Genomic DNA, 15,791 nt, shown 5'->3' on the forward strand with positions numbered 1-15,791 from the left:
ACAAAAAAAATCGCTGTCCTCATCATGAGAACAGCGATTCCATTGTCTATATTAACCTTTTCACATCGGAGGCTGATTATTTCAGACCACGGTTGGCCATGGTCGCGTTCAGCAGCATTACATACTTTTTGTACTGTTCTTCATTAAGTACGGTGTGCATGTAAGCCAAGTCCTTGTTGATGGCTTTGTTCATCATAGTACCACGCTCTTCCTTGCTTGACTGTCCGGCAAAGTCCATTTCTGCACAGAATACCTTGTGGATGTCAGCAACGCTTGCCTTTTGGTCACCAGTCAAATCAAGTGCACGTGAGAGCATGTTCATGTTGATGTTCATGTTGTAAGCCTCAGCATTGTTTACGCTGTTAGTGTTCTCATTGTCTGCAAAAGCCATTGTCATGCTCAACATTGCAGCTACTGCAAAAATCATTCTTTTCATTTTAGTTACCCTTTCTTTTACCTTAAATTAATAATGTTATCCTTACTTGTCTTCAGGTCTTTTTCCTGTTTGACGATGCAAAGATAGAGAGTATTTTGATATCATACAAGTGGTTTTGTATGTTTGTGTGCGCAAACAGCTTGTTTCTTGATTTTAATCAAATAACAGCGAATATAGAACACATTTTATCAGATTTTCACGAAAGCGCATAGAATATTTGTTTTTCCATCAAATTATGCGTACCTTTGCATACAAATTGAAAATAGAGTTAGAAACATAATTGTAATACAAATAGATAAAGATATGAATAACGCAAACAATAAGTTTATAGCCCTCACTTACAAACTCTATGTGGATGGTGATCATGGTAAAGAAATGGTAGAAGAAGCTAAGGCTGAAAGACCATTCCATTTTATAAGTGGATTTGGATTTGCCCTCGATGCTTTTGAACAACAGGTGATTTCCTTGGAAAAGGGTGCGCAGTTCAGCTTCTCTCTTTCTAAAGACGAAGCTTATGGTGATTATGACGATCAACAGGTTGCATCGTTGGACCGTACCATATTCCATGTGAATGGCAAATTTGATAGCGAACATATATATGAGGATGCCATTGTTCCCTTGCAAAACGCAGAAGGGCAACGCTTCTACGGTCGTGTATTGGAAGTGGGCAACGATAAGGTGAAAATAGATATGAATCACCCTCTGGCTGGCGAGACCCTCTATTTTGAAGGTGAGATTCTGGAAAACAGAGATGCTACAGAAGATGAGGTTAAGAAACTGATTGCTCATCTCAGCGGTAAAGGTTGCGGTGGCGGTTGCCATCACGACGGTGAAGGATGTTGTGGCGGTGGATGTGGAAACCACGACGGAGAAGGTTGTTGCGGAGGACACGGCGATGGTGAATGCAGTTGCGGTGGCCACTGTCATGAAAACTAATCATTAAAACGATATTAAGGTGAAAAATACGTTTGGACATCTTTTCACGCTTACCACATTCGGGGAAAGCCACGGTGAGGCAATTGGCGGTGTGGTAGATGGAATGCCTGCGGGCATTCTCATCAATCCTGATTTCATCCAACAGGAACTTGATCGCCGACGTCCGGGACAAAGCAAGATAACCACGGGACGGCAGGAAGCCGATCGTGTCGAACTGCTTAGCGGTGTCTTTGAAGGACGTTCGACAGGATGTCCTATTGGTTTTATTGTACGTAACACCAACCAACATTCGTATGATTATGACAACATGCGTGATACATTTAGACCATCGCATGCTGATTATACCTATCAACAAAAATACGGACTGAGAGACCATCGCGGTGGTGGACGTTCGTCAGCTCGCATTACCATCAGTCGGGTTGTAGGAGGTGCATTGGCTAAACTTGCTTTACAACAGTTGGGTATTTCGGTCGAGGCGTTCACCTCTCAGGTAGGGGATATTGCCTTATTGCATGATTATACCCATTACGATCTATCGTTACGGGAGAATAATATCGTGCGTTGTCCAGATAGCGAGAAGGCTGCGGAAATGGTGCGCTTGATAGAAAGCGTCAAAGCTGATGGCGATACTATTGGTGGCATTATCACTTGTGTGGTAAAAGGGTGTCCTGCTGGATTGGGTGAGCCTGAATTTGGAAAATTACATGCTGCTCTTGGTAGTGCCATGTTGAGTATCAATGCTGCCAAAGGTTTTGAATATGGTGAAGGTTTCAGTTGCGTCAACTCACGTGGTTCTCAGCAGAATGACATCTTCGTCAATCGAGATCATCACATCACCACATTAACCAACCACAGTGGTGGAATTCAAGGTGGCATCAGCAATGGAGAAGATATCTATTTCCGTGTTGCCTTCAAACCAGTGGCTACCATTCTGCGCGAGCAACAGACTGTCAACATCGAAGGACAGGAAACAACGCTTTTAGCGCGTGGCAGACACGATCCTTGTGTATTGCCTCGTGCCGTACCTATTGTAGAAGCAATGACGGCAATGACCATCTTAGACTATTATCTGCAAAACAAGGCAACGACTTTGTAAATAAGGCATAAGAGTCAATTCGTCCAAACACAGATTGAATAGGAATAGCAAACAGGTGTCAGTTTCTGATGCCTGTTTTTTTTTCGACTATAGAAAGATGAAACTGGTGCGGTTTCTATATTTACAAGAATGAGTATGTCATGACTTGACAGCGCATAAAAAAAGGCAAGGCCCATATAGAGCCTTGCCAATGATTATAGAGAGGAGAGGGGATTAGTCTTCCCAGTTCTCCTGAGTCTTGCGAACATAGGTCTTGTAACGCTGCTGAGCCATCTTCTGTGCCTCGGCAAACAGTTCTTCGGCCTCGTTAGGATAAGCCTTCTTGACAGAAAGGTAACGAACCTCACCAAGCAGGAAGTCGTGGAAGTTTGCCCAGTTAGGCTCCTTAGAGTCGAGTGAGAATGGGTTCTTGCCCTCGGCAGCCAACTCTGGGTTGAAGCGCCACAGGTGCCAGTAACCACATTCTACAGCCTTCTTCTCCTCAGCCTGGCTCTTACCCATACCGCCCTTGGCCTTCAGACCGTGGTTGATACATGGAGCGTAAGCAATGATGAGTGAAGGTCCGTGGTAAGCTTCTGCCTCGCGGATGGCTTTAAGGGTCTGAGCGTGGTCAGCACCCATAGCAATCTGAGCAACATAAACATATCCATAGGTAGTGGCAATCATACCGATATCCTTCTTCTTGATGCGCTTACCCTGTGCAGCAAACTGTGCGATAGCTCCGAGAGGAGTAGCCTTTGAAGCCTGACCACCGGTGTTAGAGTAAACCTCGGTATCAAGAACGAGAATGTTCACATCCTCACCGCTGGCGATAACGTGGTCGAGACCGCCGTAACCGATATCGTAAGAAGCACCGTCACCACCGATGATCCACTGTGAACGTTTCACGAGATAGTGGTCGAGTGTCTGCAGTTCTTTGCAGATATCGCATCCAGCCTCTGCACCTGCCTTGATGCAAGCCTTGAGTTTTGGAGCAATCTCCTTGGTCTTTTCAGCGTCTTCCTTGTTGTCAATCCATTCCTGAGCAAGAGCCTTGTATTCGGCAGGTGCATTCTCGCTGGCGATGATTTCGCCGAGCAGGATGGCAACGCGCTCCTTCATCTTCTTGTTACCCATAGTCATACCAAGACCGAATTCGCAGAAGTCCTCAAACAATGAGTTGTTGAAGGCAGGACCCTGACCCTTTTCGTTGGTGGTGTATGGAGTAGAAGGAATTGATGCAGAGTAGATTGAAGAACAACCGGTAGCGTTGGCAATCATCTGACGGTCACCGAAGAGCTGAGACAGCAACTTCACGTATGGAGTCTCACCGCAACCAGCGCAAGCACCTGAGAATTCGAAGAGAGGCTGAGCAAACTGTGAGTTCTTCACGTTGCTCTTCACGTCAACGAGATCCTGCTTAGACTTCACGTCCTTCACAAGTTTCTCCCAGTTCTTAGCTTCCACCTTCATATCCGCAGCATCGGGGTTGAATGGAGCCATGGTGAGAGCCTTGCCGAGTTTTGGATTACCTGGGCAGATATCAGCACAGTTACCGCAGCCAAGACAGTCGAGTACTGATGTCTCGATACGGAAGTGCATGCCCTTCATAGCGGCAGGAGCCTTCATCTGGATAGTCTTGAAGTCGTCGCCGAATCCTGCAAGTTCCTCGTCGGTCAGAACGAATGGACGGATGGCAGCGTGAGGACAGATGTATGCACACTGGTTACACTGGATACAGTTGTCTGGATTCCAAACGGGAACGAAGGCTTCTACACCACGCTTCTCGTAAGCAGCAGTACCAACCTGCCATGAACCGTCAACGGTGTTGTGCTTCACAAAGTCGTTCACAGTCAGCAGATCGCCGGCCTGGGCGTTGATGGGGCGAACAAGCTCCTTAACGAATGCGGGAGCGTCGTCCTGCTTCTCGGCATCATCAGCCAAATTAGCCCATTCGGGTTTAACCTCGAATTTCTTGAATTCACCACCACGGTCGATAGCAGCATAGTTTTTGTCAACAACGTCCTGACCCTTGGCACCGTAAGACTTCAAGGCAGCAGCCTTCATCTTTTCAACGGCTAATTCTACAGGGATAACCTCTGTGATACGGAAGAAGGCACTCTGTAGGATGGTGTTGGTGCGGTTACCCAGACCGATTTCCTGTGCAATCTTGGTAGCGTTGATGGTATAGACAGTAATGTTGTTCTGTGCGAAGTAGCGCTTAACCTTGTTAGGCATGAATTTCTCCAGTTCAGCATCATCAAAGATGGTGTTCAACAGGAATGTACCGTTCTTCTGCAGACCACGTGTTACATCGTACATGTGGAGGTAAGCCTGAACGTGGCAAGCTACGAAGTTAGGAGTAGTTACCAGATAGGTAGAACGGATAGGAGTATCACCGAAACGCAGGTGCGAGCAGGTGAAACCGCCAGACTTCTTAGAGTCGTATGAGAAGTAAGCCTGGCAATATTTGTCGGTGTTGTCACCGATAATCTTTACAGAGTTCTTGTTGGCACCGACAGTACCGTCTGCACCCAGACCGTAGAACTTAGCCTGGAACATGCCGTCGCCACCGAGTGCGATTTCCTCTACTGCAGGCAGAGAGGTGAAGGTCACGTCGTCAACGATACCCACGGTGAAGTGGTTCTTGGGCTCTGGCATGGCGAGGTTGTTGAATACAGAGATGATCTTGGCGGGAGTAACGTCTGATGAGCCGAGACCGTAGCGGCCACCTACGATGAGAGGACGGTTTTCCTGGTCGTAGAAAGCTGCCTTAACGTCGAGGTACAGAGGTTCGCCGTCGGCTCCTGGCTCCTTGGTGCGGTCGAGTACAGCGATGCGCTTTACGCTCTTGGGAACTGAAGCGAGCAAGTGCTTCACTGAGAAAGGACGATAGAGGTGTACGCTGATCATGCCGACTTTCTGTCCGTTGGCGTTCAGATAGTCGATAGCCTCGCGTGCAGCGTCTGTTGCAGAACCCATGAGGATAATCATTCTGTCTGCATCCTCAGCTCCATAGTATGAGAAGAGGTGGTATTCACGACCGGTAATCTTAGAAATCTCACCGAGATACTTCTCTACTACTTCAGGTACTGAATTATAGTAGCTGTTGCATGCTTCACGGTGTGTGAAGAATGTTTCGGGGTTCTCAGCGGTACCGCGAGTAACAGGGCGCTCAGGGCTCATAGCACGGTCGCGGAAGCGCTTGATGTATTCCTCGTTGACGAGAGGACGGATATCTTCCTGATCCATCAACTCAATCTTATGATACTCGTGAGAGGTGCGGAAACCATCGAAGAAGTTAACGAAAGGAACGCAAGTCTCGAGCGTTGCGAGGTGGGCAACGGCAGTCATATCCATCACCTCTTGAACAGAACCTTCGCAGAGCATGGCGAAACCGGTCTGGCGGCAAGCCATGACGTCCTGGTGGTCACCGAAGATACACAGTGAATGTGAAGCCAGAGTACGTGCAGAAACGTCGAATACGCATGGGATAAGCTCACCGGCAATCTTGTACATGTTAGGAATCATCAGGAGCAGACCCTGTGATGCGGTGAATGTGGTGGTGAGAGCACCGGCCTGCAGTGAACCGTGAACGGCACCTGCGGCACCAGCCTCAGACTGCATTTCCTGTACTGCTACGTTTTGTCCCCAGAGGTTCTTACGACCACGAGCAGCCCATTCATCGACGTGCTCCGCCATTGGAGATGACGGGGTGATGGGGTAGATAGCAGCTACTTCCGAGAACATGTAGCTCACGTGAGCAGCAGCCTCATTACCATCACAAGTGATAAATTTCTTTTCTTTTGCCATTGTTTTAATAAAAATATTAAATGATAAAACTTTGTTTAGTATAGGAATCCCAGAAGCCATAGTGGTATCTGGTTGTCTTTTCCGATTTCTGTATTATAGCGTGCATAGATGGTGTCGGGCGAGTTTCGGGTCTTTCCTGATGCTTCTGCATCACAGACGCGGAACTTCAAGCGTTCATCTACCATATATAAGGAGTCGCGCGAACCTTGATTTACCTTATGGTCTTTCCACAGCGAATTGACGAAGAAGGTCTCCATGGCATTCTGCTTTTCTACGTGGATGGGGTAGATGGCATAAAGCAGATTGGAGTTGTGCAGCATGATTTTTGCCGGTTTCTTGGGGAAATCCTGTCCCACAGGGTAAATCATGTTCAGCAGTCTGGCGTCAGTAAGATATTTCACGTAGTTCATGACTGTGGCGCGACTGGTCTCTATCTTGTTGGCCAACTGGCTGACGTTGGGCGCTTTCGGACCTTCTTCTGCCAGGAGGTAGAACAGTTGTTTGATTTTCGTGAGATATTTCAGTTCAATCTGTTTGATGAGCAGGATATCCACTTCTGTCATCATGTTCATGGTTTTCAGCAGGTTTTCCGAATAGTTGCGCTGTTCCTGATAGAATGGATAGAAACCATGATGAATATAATCTTGGAAGTATTTGTTGGGTGATACTTTTGGTAATATTTCCTTGATGATGTGCTCGTGGTCGGCAAGAATCTCTTCAAGCGTATAGGGATGGAAATTGTTGCCGGTTTGGAGGTTGATGAATTCACGGAAGGAGAAACCTCTGAGGTTATAACTCTTCACGATGCCGTTCAGTTCGGGGTTTTCCTCTTTCAGTCGCATCACGCTTGATCCGGTGAATACTATTTTCAGTCCGGGATGCTCGTCATAACATCGACGAAGCTCCTCCGACCAGTTGGGTTGTTTGAAAACCTGGTCAACCAACAATACGCGTCCTCCTCTGTGATAGAATTCTCCTGCAAAATCTGCAATGCCTCTCTCCTGAAAATAGAAATTGTTCATGTTGATATAGAGACATTGGCGGTCTTGAATGTCGAATTTCTCTTTTGCATATTGCAACAGGAAGGTTGTCTTTCCGATACCACGCGTTCCCTTGATGCCTATCAAGCGGTCGTTCCAGTTGATTTCGTCCATGAGGATTCTGCGAACGGGTGCGTTCGTGTGCTCAACCAAATATCGATGTGTTCGAAAGAATGCTTCCATTGAAAAGTACGATTTGTTTTAAAACGTTTGCAAAGTTAATAATTTATTTGTAATTTGCAAACTCTATATTGCAAAATATCAAAAAAAAGTTGTAAATTTGCATCCGAAACAAACTATTATGAGTAATTTCTGCCTTTTCAACCCAGAACATGAAATTGCTTTAGCGAGCAATTTGATGAATTTCACAGCCCCGAAGGCTGGACGTATGCTACGTGCCGACTTGGGATTTCTGCCTGTTTTTTGGGCGGAAGAGGGGGATGTTATTCTTGTGGATGATGTTGACAGTTGTCAAAACGCCTTAGACGATTTCCTTTCTGACTGCGCATGGTGGTTGAAAACTGCAGACAAGCATCTGCCTCATGTCGTATGGACTGATGGTCGCAGGATGGATCGTATTCCCCTGCCGTCTTCCATCGACCCTTGGGGATGGGATCCGGCTGTTTGGAACAGATTGTCGCGTATCGCCATAGACAAGGCCTTGTTGCCGTCGCTGCATCATATCGAACAGATACGCCTGTTGGCACATCGTCGTACTGCTGCCCGACTGCTGGCGCAGTTGTCGGGAACGGGAATTGTCGGTGAGGCTTTTGAGTGTCATATGATAAAAGAAGTCGAGGACCTGGTCGCTCGTTACAAGCGTGTCATGATCAAAGCGCCTTGGTCGTCGAGTGGGAGAGGGGTGCGCCCCTTTACTTCTGATAAGCTGTTGGAGGCTCCGCAAAAAAAGTGGATAGAAAACCTTCTCCACCAGCAAGAGTCTGTCATGGTTGAACCCTATTATAATAAGGTGAAGGATTTTGCCATGGAATTTACGATGACCCATGATGGTCAAGTCAGGTATGAAGGTCTGTCGCTCTTCCATACCGACCATACTGCCTATACGGGTAATCTCTTGGCTACAGAAGCGGTGAAGCGAAAATCCATAAGTACCTATGTTTCAACCCAACTGTTGGATGATATTAAAGTGAAGATTTGTAACTGTTTGGCCTGCCTCTTAACTCCTGTTTATCAAGGTCCTTTAGGCATTGACATGATGGTCGTGGAAGATGGCAACGGTCATTTGCTCTTGCATCCCTGCGTCGAAATCAATCTCCGCCGTACCATGGGACATGTGGCTTTATCGCTTTCCCCTACGCATGGTGATGAGGTTGCCATGATGCAGGTTGTTTACGATCAGCATTACCAACTCAAAATTACCAAGTAACAAGTATTTCGAAATCTCATTTATCAAATAACAAAAAAAACATGAAAAGAAAAACTCTTCTACTAACGCTGCTGGCAGTTACCCTGTGTGGTCATGCGCAGTACAAATCTCAGGTGTGGTCACCCGATAATGGTGACGGAACATACACCAACCCCGTAATCAATGCCGATTATAGCGACCCCGATGTCTGCGTGGGATCTTCTGGCGATGATTACTATATGACAGCATCCAGTTTCCAGTGTATTCCCGGTTTGCCCATCCTTCATTCCAAGGATCTCGTCAACTGGCAGTTGGTGGGACATGCGGTGAAGGAACTTGAACCCAAAGAGGTTTTCGACAAACCGTCACACGGTAACGGTATCTGGGCGCCTTCCATCCGTTATCATAACGGCGAATATTATATCTATTGGGGAGATCCTGACTTTGGCGTCTTTATGGTAAAAACCAAAGATCCCGCAGGAGAATGGAGCAAACCACATTGCGTGATAGCAGGCAAGGGAATGATCGACACCACGCCGTTGTGGGATGAAGACGGACGCTGCTATCTGGTCAACGGATGGGCAAGTTCAAGAGCTAAATTTGCATCGATGCTGTGTGTGCGTGAACTCTCTGCCGACGGAACACGCGCCATCAGCGACCCTGTCATTGTCTTCGACGGTAATGGTACGGAAAACCGCACTTGCGAAGGTCCTAAATTCTACAAGCGCGACGGATGGTACTGGATTTTGTGTCCTGCCGGCGGCGTACCTACCGGTTTCCAGTTGGCTATGCGCAGCAAGTCGCCATACGGTCCTTACGAACATAAAATCGTATTGGCACAAGGCAAAAGCAATATCAACGGACCTCACCAAGGCGGATGGGTACATACGAAATATGGGGAAGACTGGTTCCTGCACTTCCAAGACAAGGATGCCTATGGTCGTGTGGTTCATTTGAATCCCGTTGACTGGTCCACAGGATGGCCTATCATGGGCAAGAAGGGTGAACCTGTCACCACTTACAAGAAACCCAAGTCGTCATCATCGGTTATTGTCAATCCGGAAGAGAGTGATGAGTTCAACAAGCCGACGTTGGGTCTCCAATGGCAATGGCACGCTAATTATCATCAGTTCTTTGGAATGCCTACTGCTTTCGGCACCATGCGTGTTTTCACATATAAACAGGATGGAGGTGCGAAGAATCTTTGGAATGTGCCCAACATGCTGTTGCAGAAGACCCCTGCCGACCGTTTTACCGCAACAACCAAACTTCGCCTCACCGCTAAGGCAGACGGTCAGTATGGTGGTTTTATCATGATGGGACTTGATTATTCAGCATTGGTAGTGAAACGTGTCGGTAATGAGTTCCGTCTGATACAGATGACCTGTAAATCGGCAGACAAGGGAAATGCGCAGAGCGAGACACTCATCGCCACGCTTCGTCCTACCGCTGTTGACAAGGTAAATTACAAACCAGCTATTCACGAAGATATTTACCTCCGCATGACCGTCAACGATGGTATGATGCAGTTTGCATGGAGTCAGAACGGTAAGAAATTCACCACCTGTGGCGAACCGTTCAAGATGCGTGAAGGAAAATGGATTGGTGCGAAGATCGGTTTCGTAGCAGCAGATACAAATCCCAATACGGATAAAGGTTGGATTGATGCCGATTGGATTCGCTTCACCAAATAATCATTTCAGCAAAGACACTCTTAGATGATAGCATTTCCGCACCACTTGGACGTTCTTCCAGTGGTGCGGATTTTTTTAGTACGTGGCATGAAAATCCACGGAATACACGGAGCGTTTAGGTTATAGGTTAGAGATTATAGATTATAGTTTAAAGGTTATAGGTTAAAGGTTAGAGGTTAAAGGTTAAAGGTTATAGATTATTTTTAAGATTCTCGTTAAGATTTACACCATAGGTTATTTTTGTCGTGACTCAGCATAGTGAAAGCGAGCTTTCACTCTGTCTTCGCTACTCCAAAAATTCGAGCCTGTAAGGCGATCCCCATTAAAATTCTTCCCAAAAGCGAGGCATTCGAGCGCATTTTCAGTCGAGATTTTCGTTAAAGATTTCAAGTCTCGCAACTGAGGGAATTGATTGAAGTTAAAGAAGTTATCACTCCCTACGGTCGTTCGGGAAGTTAAGAGACAATAGCCTTTTGCCGTAAGACGTAGGACATTTGTCCCTTAACTTCTCTCTAACTTCCCTAACTTCTCTTAACTTCCCCACATGCGAAAGTTCAGTAAAGATTTTATTTCCGTCTAATATCCGTTTAAATTCCGATGATTGACTTCCGCGTGATACATTTCCGGAGTCACCATGGATTAGTATATCAGATAGGGATTGGAGCGCAGCTCGTCCGCCATACTTGTTTGTGGTCCATGACCACATAAGAGTATAGTGCTTTCGGGCAGACTGCGCAGCAGTTTCAAACTCTCCTTCATTTGCGCATAGCTACCGCCAGGGAAGTCAGTACGTCCGATACTCTGTTTGAATAGCGTGTCGCCCGTAAACGCCACCTTTTCTTCTTCGCAGTAGAACACACATGATCCTGGGGTATGGCCAGGCGTGTGAAGAATCGTAAAAGAATGGTTGCCAAACGCCACCGTTTCTCCATCAGTAAAATAATGTCCTACGGGAGCGTACTCCTTTTGAAGCAACATGCCGAGCATCGACGATGCCTGATCAGCCAGGTTTTCTATGAGCGACCGGTCTTCAACCCTTAGTTCAACATTCAGTTTAAACTCCTTGTATATGACGTCGTTACCGATATTATGGTCGAAATGTCCGTGGGTGGCAATTAGGTGCACAGGCGTCAGCTTGTTGTCGTGGATGAACCGTGAGATGGCTTGATGCTCCTCAGGGTAAAAAGCCCCACAGTCTATGATGACACACTCTTTTGTTTCGTCATAGACCACATAACAGTTTTCCTGCAGCATGTTGCAGGTGAAGCGTTGGATATTCAGCATGGCAGATATACGATATTTTTCTCTTGAAACCATTCCTCATCAAAGAAGGAACTGATGTCTGTTATTTCCACGATATTGCGGAACGGTTTTGTTTCCTCTTCCAGATGCCCGCCCTTAAGACAGATGATGCCGTTGGGCAGACTGTTGCGTTGATCGCGTGAGATATTCTTCTTCACTATTTTATAAAGGTCAGTCAACGGCATGACAGCGCGACTCACCACAAAATCATACTTGCCCTTTTCCTCTTCACCCCGGAGGTGGGTAGGGTGGCAGTTGGTCAGGCCGATAGCTTGGCAAACCTCCTGCGCCACGCGGATTTTCTTTCCCGTACCGTCGATGAGCTTGAAGTCGCATTCAGGAAACAGTATGGCGAGGGGTACACCGGGAAATCCGCCACCTGTGCCGAAATCGAGAATGGTAGAACCGGGAGTGAAGTGCGTCACTTTCCCGATAGCCATCGAGTGGAGCACATGGTGCTCGTAGAGGTTGTCGATGTCTTTACGTGATATCACGTTAATCTTCGCATTCCACTCCCGATAGAGTGCGTCAAGCGCCTCGATTTGCTCCTTCTGTCTGGAGGTGAGATCAGGGAAATACTTGAATATAATGTCTGTCATCTTGATTATTGAAGCGTTTATTGTTTTTTCATTATAGCCTTGAGTTGTCCATAGGAAATCGTCAGTTCGGTATCGCCCGTGGCGTATGGAGCTATTTCGTATGGATTATAGTGGAACGTCACCTCTTTTGTGCCCAATATATAGTTGTCAGGCACATAGAGGTCCATGGTCATCAGATACCCCTTGTCGTGCAGCTCATCCATGTTCTTCGAGTTTGTTTTGCGCATCAGTTCCGAAAGGAGCATGTCGCAGAGCGGTTGCTCATAACCCGTCACGAAGATATCGTTGAGTTTCAGCAGTTGTCCACTGTCAGCATCGAAGTTCATCACCATGGTCTGGTGGTTAGGATGCGCTCCGCCTTCGTATGTCATGAGTTCCACCCGATAGACGATGGCATCGTTCAGTCCAGGTGTTACTGTCGTTCCCAGTTTATACTGGTATTCGTACCATCCCTGTCGTTCCGTGTCGTGTTGGTCATCCCTGTAGAGCGGCATCATGTTTTCCCGATAGCTGTCAGCGTATTGCTTCACAAACGCGTCAACAGCCTGTTGCATGCTCAGTTGTTGGAGATTGAAGATCCGTTGTTCTATGGTGTTATTGATGCGTTCCGCCCTTTTGCTTTTTTCATCCAGGTATTTCACTTGGATATCGATGGTGCATGCAGGACTGTGTGGAGCATCAGTCAGTGCCATATTCCGGTTGACAACAACCTCTTTGAAAAGGCTGTTGACATCGTCTTTGCTTTTACATCCGCATAGCACCAAGCAAACAGCCAATGCAGTGTATATAATCTTCTTTACGTCTTTCATCGACTTGCAAAGTTACGCATAAGGGTTTGAAAATGCAAATTATTGCAATAATAGTTTCTCTTTCCCATTCGTTTTTTGTATTATCCAAAAAAATCCACGGAGCACACTCTAAGCAATCATCGGAATTTAAACGGATGTTTTTTTGGATTCTTCGCAAGATTTGATATACAAGCAACAACGGGCTGAAGGCCCAATGGCTTCCTTAGCCCAGGGTAACACCCTGCGGACTTGATGTAACATATACACCTACGTCCTGTAAGGACAAAAGTATTTACCTAGACAGGCTGATATCAAAAATCTTTAACTATTCTTGTAAAGATTATAGTTAAAGATTCTTGTAAAGATTATAGTTAAGATGTCGAGCCGTAGGCGATCCAAAATAAAACCCTTCCCAGAAGCGAGGTATTCGAGCGCATTCTCGTCAAGGATTTTAGTTAAAGATTTTGTTTGCTGCCTCCCTGAATTACAGATTATTTCTTGCGAAGCAACCAAAAAAATACCGTTTCTCAAAACTGTAATACTGTAACTGTAACGCAAAAATCGTTTTTGGAAACTGTTATATTGTTATATTGTAACGCTTGGTGTTGATGTCATTGACCTGTCCCTGTGACATTTTTTATAAATACTTATTTTTCTCCACGCTGGGCGATGTAAAGAATAACCCAAAGTACAGGTAAAAGTGCTAATATCTCCATAGTTGTTATGTATTTAATTATTTATTTTTCACAAAGTTATGTTTATTTCTTCATATTTACAATTTTTTTATTGATTATTTTTAATAAAAACAAAAAATCCCCGATTCACATCGAGGATTTTTCGTTTAAGATTATTTTTCCGTCTAAATTCCGATGATCCGAAAACTGTAATACTGTAAGCTGTAAGAATTGTAAGTCATGATGTCAATGACATGTCCCTGTGACATCTTTAAAAAACGTGTGCTCCAAACTGCCTTGGAAATACCAAGGCTATCATCAAGAAATGGAAATCAGTGGAATCTGTAATCCGTATGATTATTTAATGTAATGTAAGGTTATGGGATGTGTTATGTGGTATCATTGTAAAGTTACTGTACTTGTATTTGGTAAAGTGATGGGAATGGGGTTTTGGGTGGTTTTGGGTAATGGTTTCATTTTATGGCACCTTTTTCGCCATGACAGGGTTAGAGTGCACTTGACTCTGCTCTCTGACTTTATGAAAACGTGGTGTTTGGCCTACTATTGAGGTCGTGAAGGGCTGTGTTTAGGTGCTTGCGAGAGGGTGTTTAAGACGGGTAGGGCGTGTCTTTGGTGGTTGTTGGGCGGTGTGGCGGCGAGGTTTTTTTAGAGCCTGTGAGGGGCTTTTGTGGTGGGTTGGAATGTACAGAATGGGTGGAAAAGGCTTGATTCGCCGTGAGAATGTCCTGGGTGGGGCTGAAAGTGCTACTATCTGCCTCGGCAGGAGATGGGTGAGGGGCAGTATGCTGGTTTGTGGTTGCAGAAGGGTGTTCTGCCAGCCATGACGGTGGCAACTCGTCGAGTTGCCGATAGTTTCTCGTCGGCATCTCGATCGATATTCGTTGCTCTTTCGTTCGTTTTTTGCTTGTTTCTCGTTCGGTTCTCGATCGGTCTTCGATAGACTAACGAATAACCAACGAGAGACCAACGAGAGACGAACGAGAGACGAACGAGGACCTAACGAGAAGTTAACGGAAACCGAACGAGAAGCGATCGGGAAACCGTTGTGTCTCTGTCGGGACCAGATTGCGTGTTGAATTACTTGTTTTGTAAATATAAGTGGCATTTTGGTTGTAAATTATTTGTTTGACTTTTGGTTTGAAGGTTTCTTTCTTGTTTTTGGAAATCATCCTCGGCTTGAGATACAAATATACAACATGGCACCCCCGGAATGCAAGAGTTTTGGCACTATTTATATCTGAATTTAGTTATATTTAACCAAAACCAGTATCGGTTTAACATAAATTATAATATCAGTATATTTGCTATCCCCAAAAGCGAGTTGTTTAAACCCATTTTTTAAGTTTGGATATTGATTTTAGTTGAGCGTATAATGGCATCAAGTCACAGCGTTACTGATAACAGTATAACAGTTTTTTTTTGAAAAGCAAAACAGCTTCGATGTCTTAGGCATGTATCTATGGCATCTAAAAATTGGTGGTTTTAATTTGCTTATTACAGTGATTATTTTTGTAATCTCTGATTTTTGCTGTATCTTTGCATGCGGATTGATTCGCCTTCGGGCGATGATATATGTTTTTGTGGGTTAAAAAAATAGCGTTTGCTGTTTATTCGACAATAATGTTCCTGAAGTTTGGTCGCAGAAAGAACATAAGCCATTGGATAAATGTGAACGTCTGCATAGCGTGGACGTTTCTCTTATTCGGGCTTATAGGTTTGACCAAACACCTAGGAACTTGGGATAAGTGGACTCGTCCGCGTTTCTGCGTTCATCTGGGCGAAAGGCGAACTTAGTGTTTAGTTTGACTTTGTTGCTTTATAATCAGGTGTTTGGTAGAATCTTTTATTTTAGAGTAACAAAGCAGTCGCATTAAAACGGCTCAGTAGATAATTAGTGGGGATAAGCGTATATCATGGAAAGGCTCAGTAGATAATTAGTGGGGGTAAGCGTATATCATGGAAAGTCTGTAGAGAAAGAATTTCTCATCCCTAATTCCCCTTAGTGCTGCCCTGAAGGACTTGACTTTGGCGTTGAAAGACTCTGCTG

At 45.5% G+C, this 15,791-nt stretch carries 11 protein-coding genes and 1 pseudogene; 4 read left to right on the forward strand and 8 right to left on the reverse strand.

The window, feature by feature from the left end:
* Positions 1–76: 76 nt before the first annotated feature.
* On the reverse strand, positions 77–436 hold the full coding sequence (locus tag CIK93_RS00725; RefSeq protein ID WP_094390476.1) for a hypothetical protein: 360 nt from the start codon (positions 434–436) through the stop codon (positions 77–79).
* Positions 437–739: 303 nt separating this feature from the next.
* Between CIK93_RS00725 and CIK93_RS00730 the strand changes: the two genes are divergently transcribed.
* Positions 740–1,372 (forward strand): peptidylprolyl isomerase, encoded by a 633-nt coding sequence (locus tag CIK93_RS00730; RefSeq protein ID WP_094446288.1) that lies wholly within the window; start codon positions 740–742, stop codon positions 1,370–1,372.
* A 19-nt stretch (positions 1,373–1,391) separates the two neighbouring features.
* Positions 1,392–2,468 carry a chorismate synthase gene (gene aroC / locus CIK93_RS00735; protein ID WP_094390474.1) on the forward strand — a complete coding sequence of 359 codons (1,077 nt, stop codon included), beginning with the start codon at positions 1,392–1,394 and terminating at the stop codon, positions 2,466–2,468.
* A 213-nt stretch (positions 2,469–2,681) separates the two neighbouring features.
* Here the strand turns inward: aroC and nifJ are convergent, their stop codons facing one another.
* Both nifJ and CIK93_RS00745 read right to left on the reverse strand, forming a co-directional pair.
* On the reverse strand, positions 2,682–6,260 hold the full coding sequence (gene nifJ / locus CIK93_RS00740; protein ID WP_094446289.1) for a pyruvate:ferredoxin (flavodoxin) oxidoreductase: 3,579 nt from the start codon (positions 6,258–6,260) through the stop codon (positions 2,682–2,684).
* Positions 6,261–6,295: 35 nt separating this feature from the next.
* A complete protein-coding gene (locus CIK93_RS00745) occupies positions 6,296–7,483 on the reverse strand; it encodes an ATP-binding protein (protein WP_094440683.1) in 1,188 nt (395 codons plus the stop codon).
* 118 nt (positions 7,484–7,601) lie between these two features.
* On the opposite strand from CIK93_RS00745, the gene CIK93_RS00750 reads away from it, so the two are divergent.
* On the forward strand, positions 7,602–8,687 hold the full coding sequence (locus CIK93_RS00750; RefSeq protein ID WP_094446290.1) for a hypothetical protein: 1,086 nt from the start codon (positions 7,602–7,604) through the stop codon (positions 8,685–8,687).
* Between the two features lie 41 nt (positions 8,688–8,728).
* Entirely contained in the window at positions 8,729–10,360 is a 1,632-nt protein-coding gene (locus CIK93_RS00755; RefSeq protein ID WP_094446291.1) for a glycoside hydrolase 43 family protein, read from the forward strand.
* Positions 10,361–10,999: 639 nt separating this feature from the next.
* Here the strand turns inward: CIK93_RS00755 and CIK93_RS00760 are convergent.
* From CIK93_RS00760 to CIK93_RS13845, 5 genes and pseudogenes are all read right to left on the reverse strand, one after another.
* The gene (locus tag CIK93_RS00760) at positions 11,000–11,644 is read right to left on the reverse strand and encodes an MBL fold metallo-hydrolase (RefSeq protein ID WP_094446292.1); all 645 of its coding nucleotides are present in this window, start codon (positions 11,642–11,644) and stop codon (positions 11,000–11,002) included.
* Positions 11,638–12,261 (reverse strand): 16S rRNA (guanine(527)-N(7))-methyltransferase RsmG, encoded by a 624-nt coding sequence (gene rsmG / locus CIK93_RS00765; protein WP_094435834.1) that lies wholly within the window; start codon positions 12,259–12,261, stop codon positions 11,638–11,640. Before rsmG ends, CIK93_RS00760 begins: the two co-directional genes overlap by 7 nt.
* 17 nt (positions 12,262–12,278) lie before the next feature.
* On the reverse strand, positions 12,279–13,070 hold the full coding sequence (locus CIK93_RS00770) for an RsiV family protein (RefSeq protein WP_094446293.1): 792 nt from the start codon (positions 13,068–13,070) through the stop codon (positions 12,279–12,281).
* A gap of 1,261 nt (positions 13,071–14,331) precedes the next feature.
* Entirely contained in the window at positions 14,332–14,610 is a 279-nt protein-coding gene (locus CIK93_RS13330) for a hypothetical protein (protein ID WP_144007559.1), read from the reverse strand.
* 1,068 nt (positions 14,611–15,678) lie between these two features.
* Positions 15,679–15,791, reverse strand: a pseudogene (locus CIK93_RS13845) (DDE transposase); the annotation flags it as partial.

The sequence above is a fragment of the Prevotella sp. P3-92 genome (assembly GCF_002251205.1).
In the GTDB taxonomy this organism is placed as follows: domain Bacteria; phylum Bacteroidota; class Bacteroidia; order Bacteroidales; family Bacteroidaceae; genus Prevotella.

Coding starts and splice junctions, on each gene's coding strand:
- CIK93_RS00725 (WP_094390476.1), bottom strand. CDS start 436: ATGAAAAGAATGATTTTTGCAGTAGCTGCAATGTTGAGCATGACAATG.
- CIK93_RS00730 (WP_094446288.1), top strand. CDS start 740: ATGAATAACGCAAACAATAAGTTTATAGCCCTCACTTACAAACTCTAT.
- nifJ (WP_094446289.1), bottom strand. CDS start 6,260: ATGGCAAAAGAAAAGAAATTTATCACTTGTGATGGTAATGAGGCTGCT.
- CIK93_RS00745 (WP_094440683.1), bottom strand. CDS start 7,483: ATGGAAGCATTCTTTCGAACACATCGATATTTGGTTGAGCACACGAAC.
- CIK93_RS00750 (WP_094446290.1), top strand. CDS start 7,602: ATGAGTAATTTCTGCCTTTTCAACCCAGAACATGAAATTGCTTTAGCG.
- CIK93_RS00755 (WP_094446291.1), top strand. CDS start 8,729: ATGAAAAGAAAAACTCTTCTACTAACGCTGCTGGCAGTTACCCTGTGT.
- CIK93_RS00760 (WP_094446292.1), bottom strand. CDS start 11,644: ATGCTGAATATCCAACGCTTCACCTGCAACATGCTGCAGGAAAACTGT.
- rsmG (WP_094435834.1), bottom strand. CDS start 12,261: ATGACAGACATTATATTCAAGTATTTCCCTGATCTCACCTCCAGACAG.
- CIK93_RS00770 (WP_094446293.1), bottom strand. CDS start 13,070: ATGAAAGACGTAAAGAAGATTATATACACTGCATTGGCTGTTTGCTTG.
- CIK93_RS13330 (WP_144007559.1), bottom strand. CDS start 14,610: ATGCCGACGAGAAACTATCGGCAACTCGACGAGTTGCCACCGTCATGG.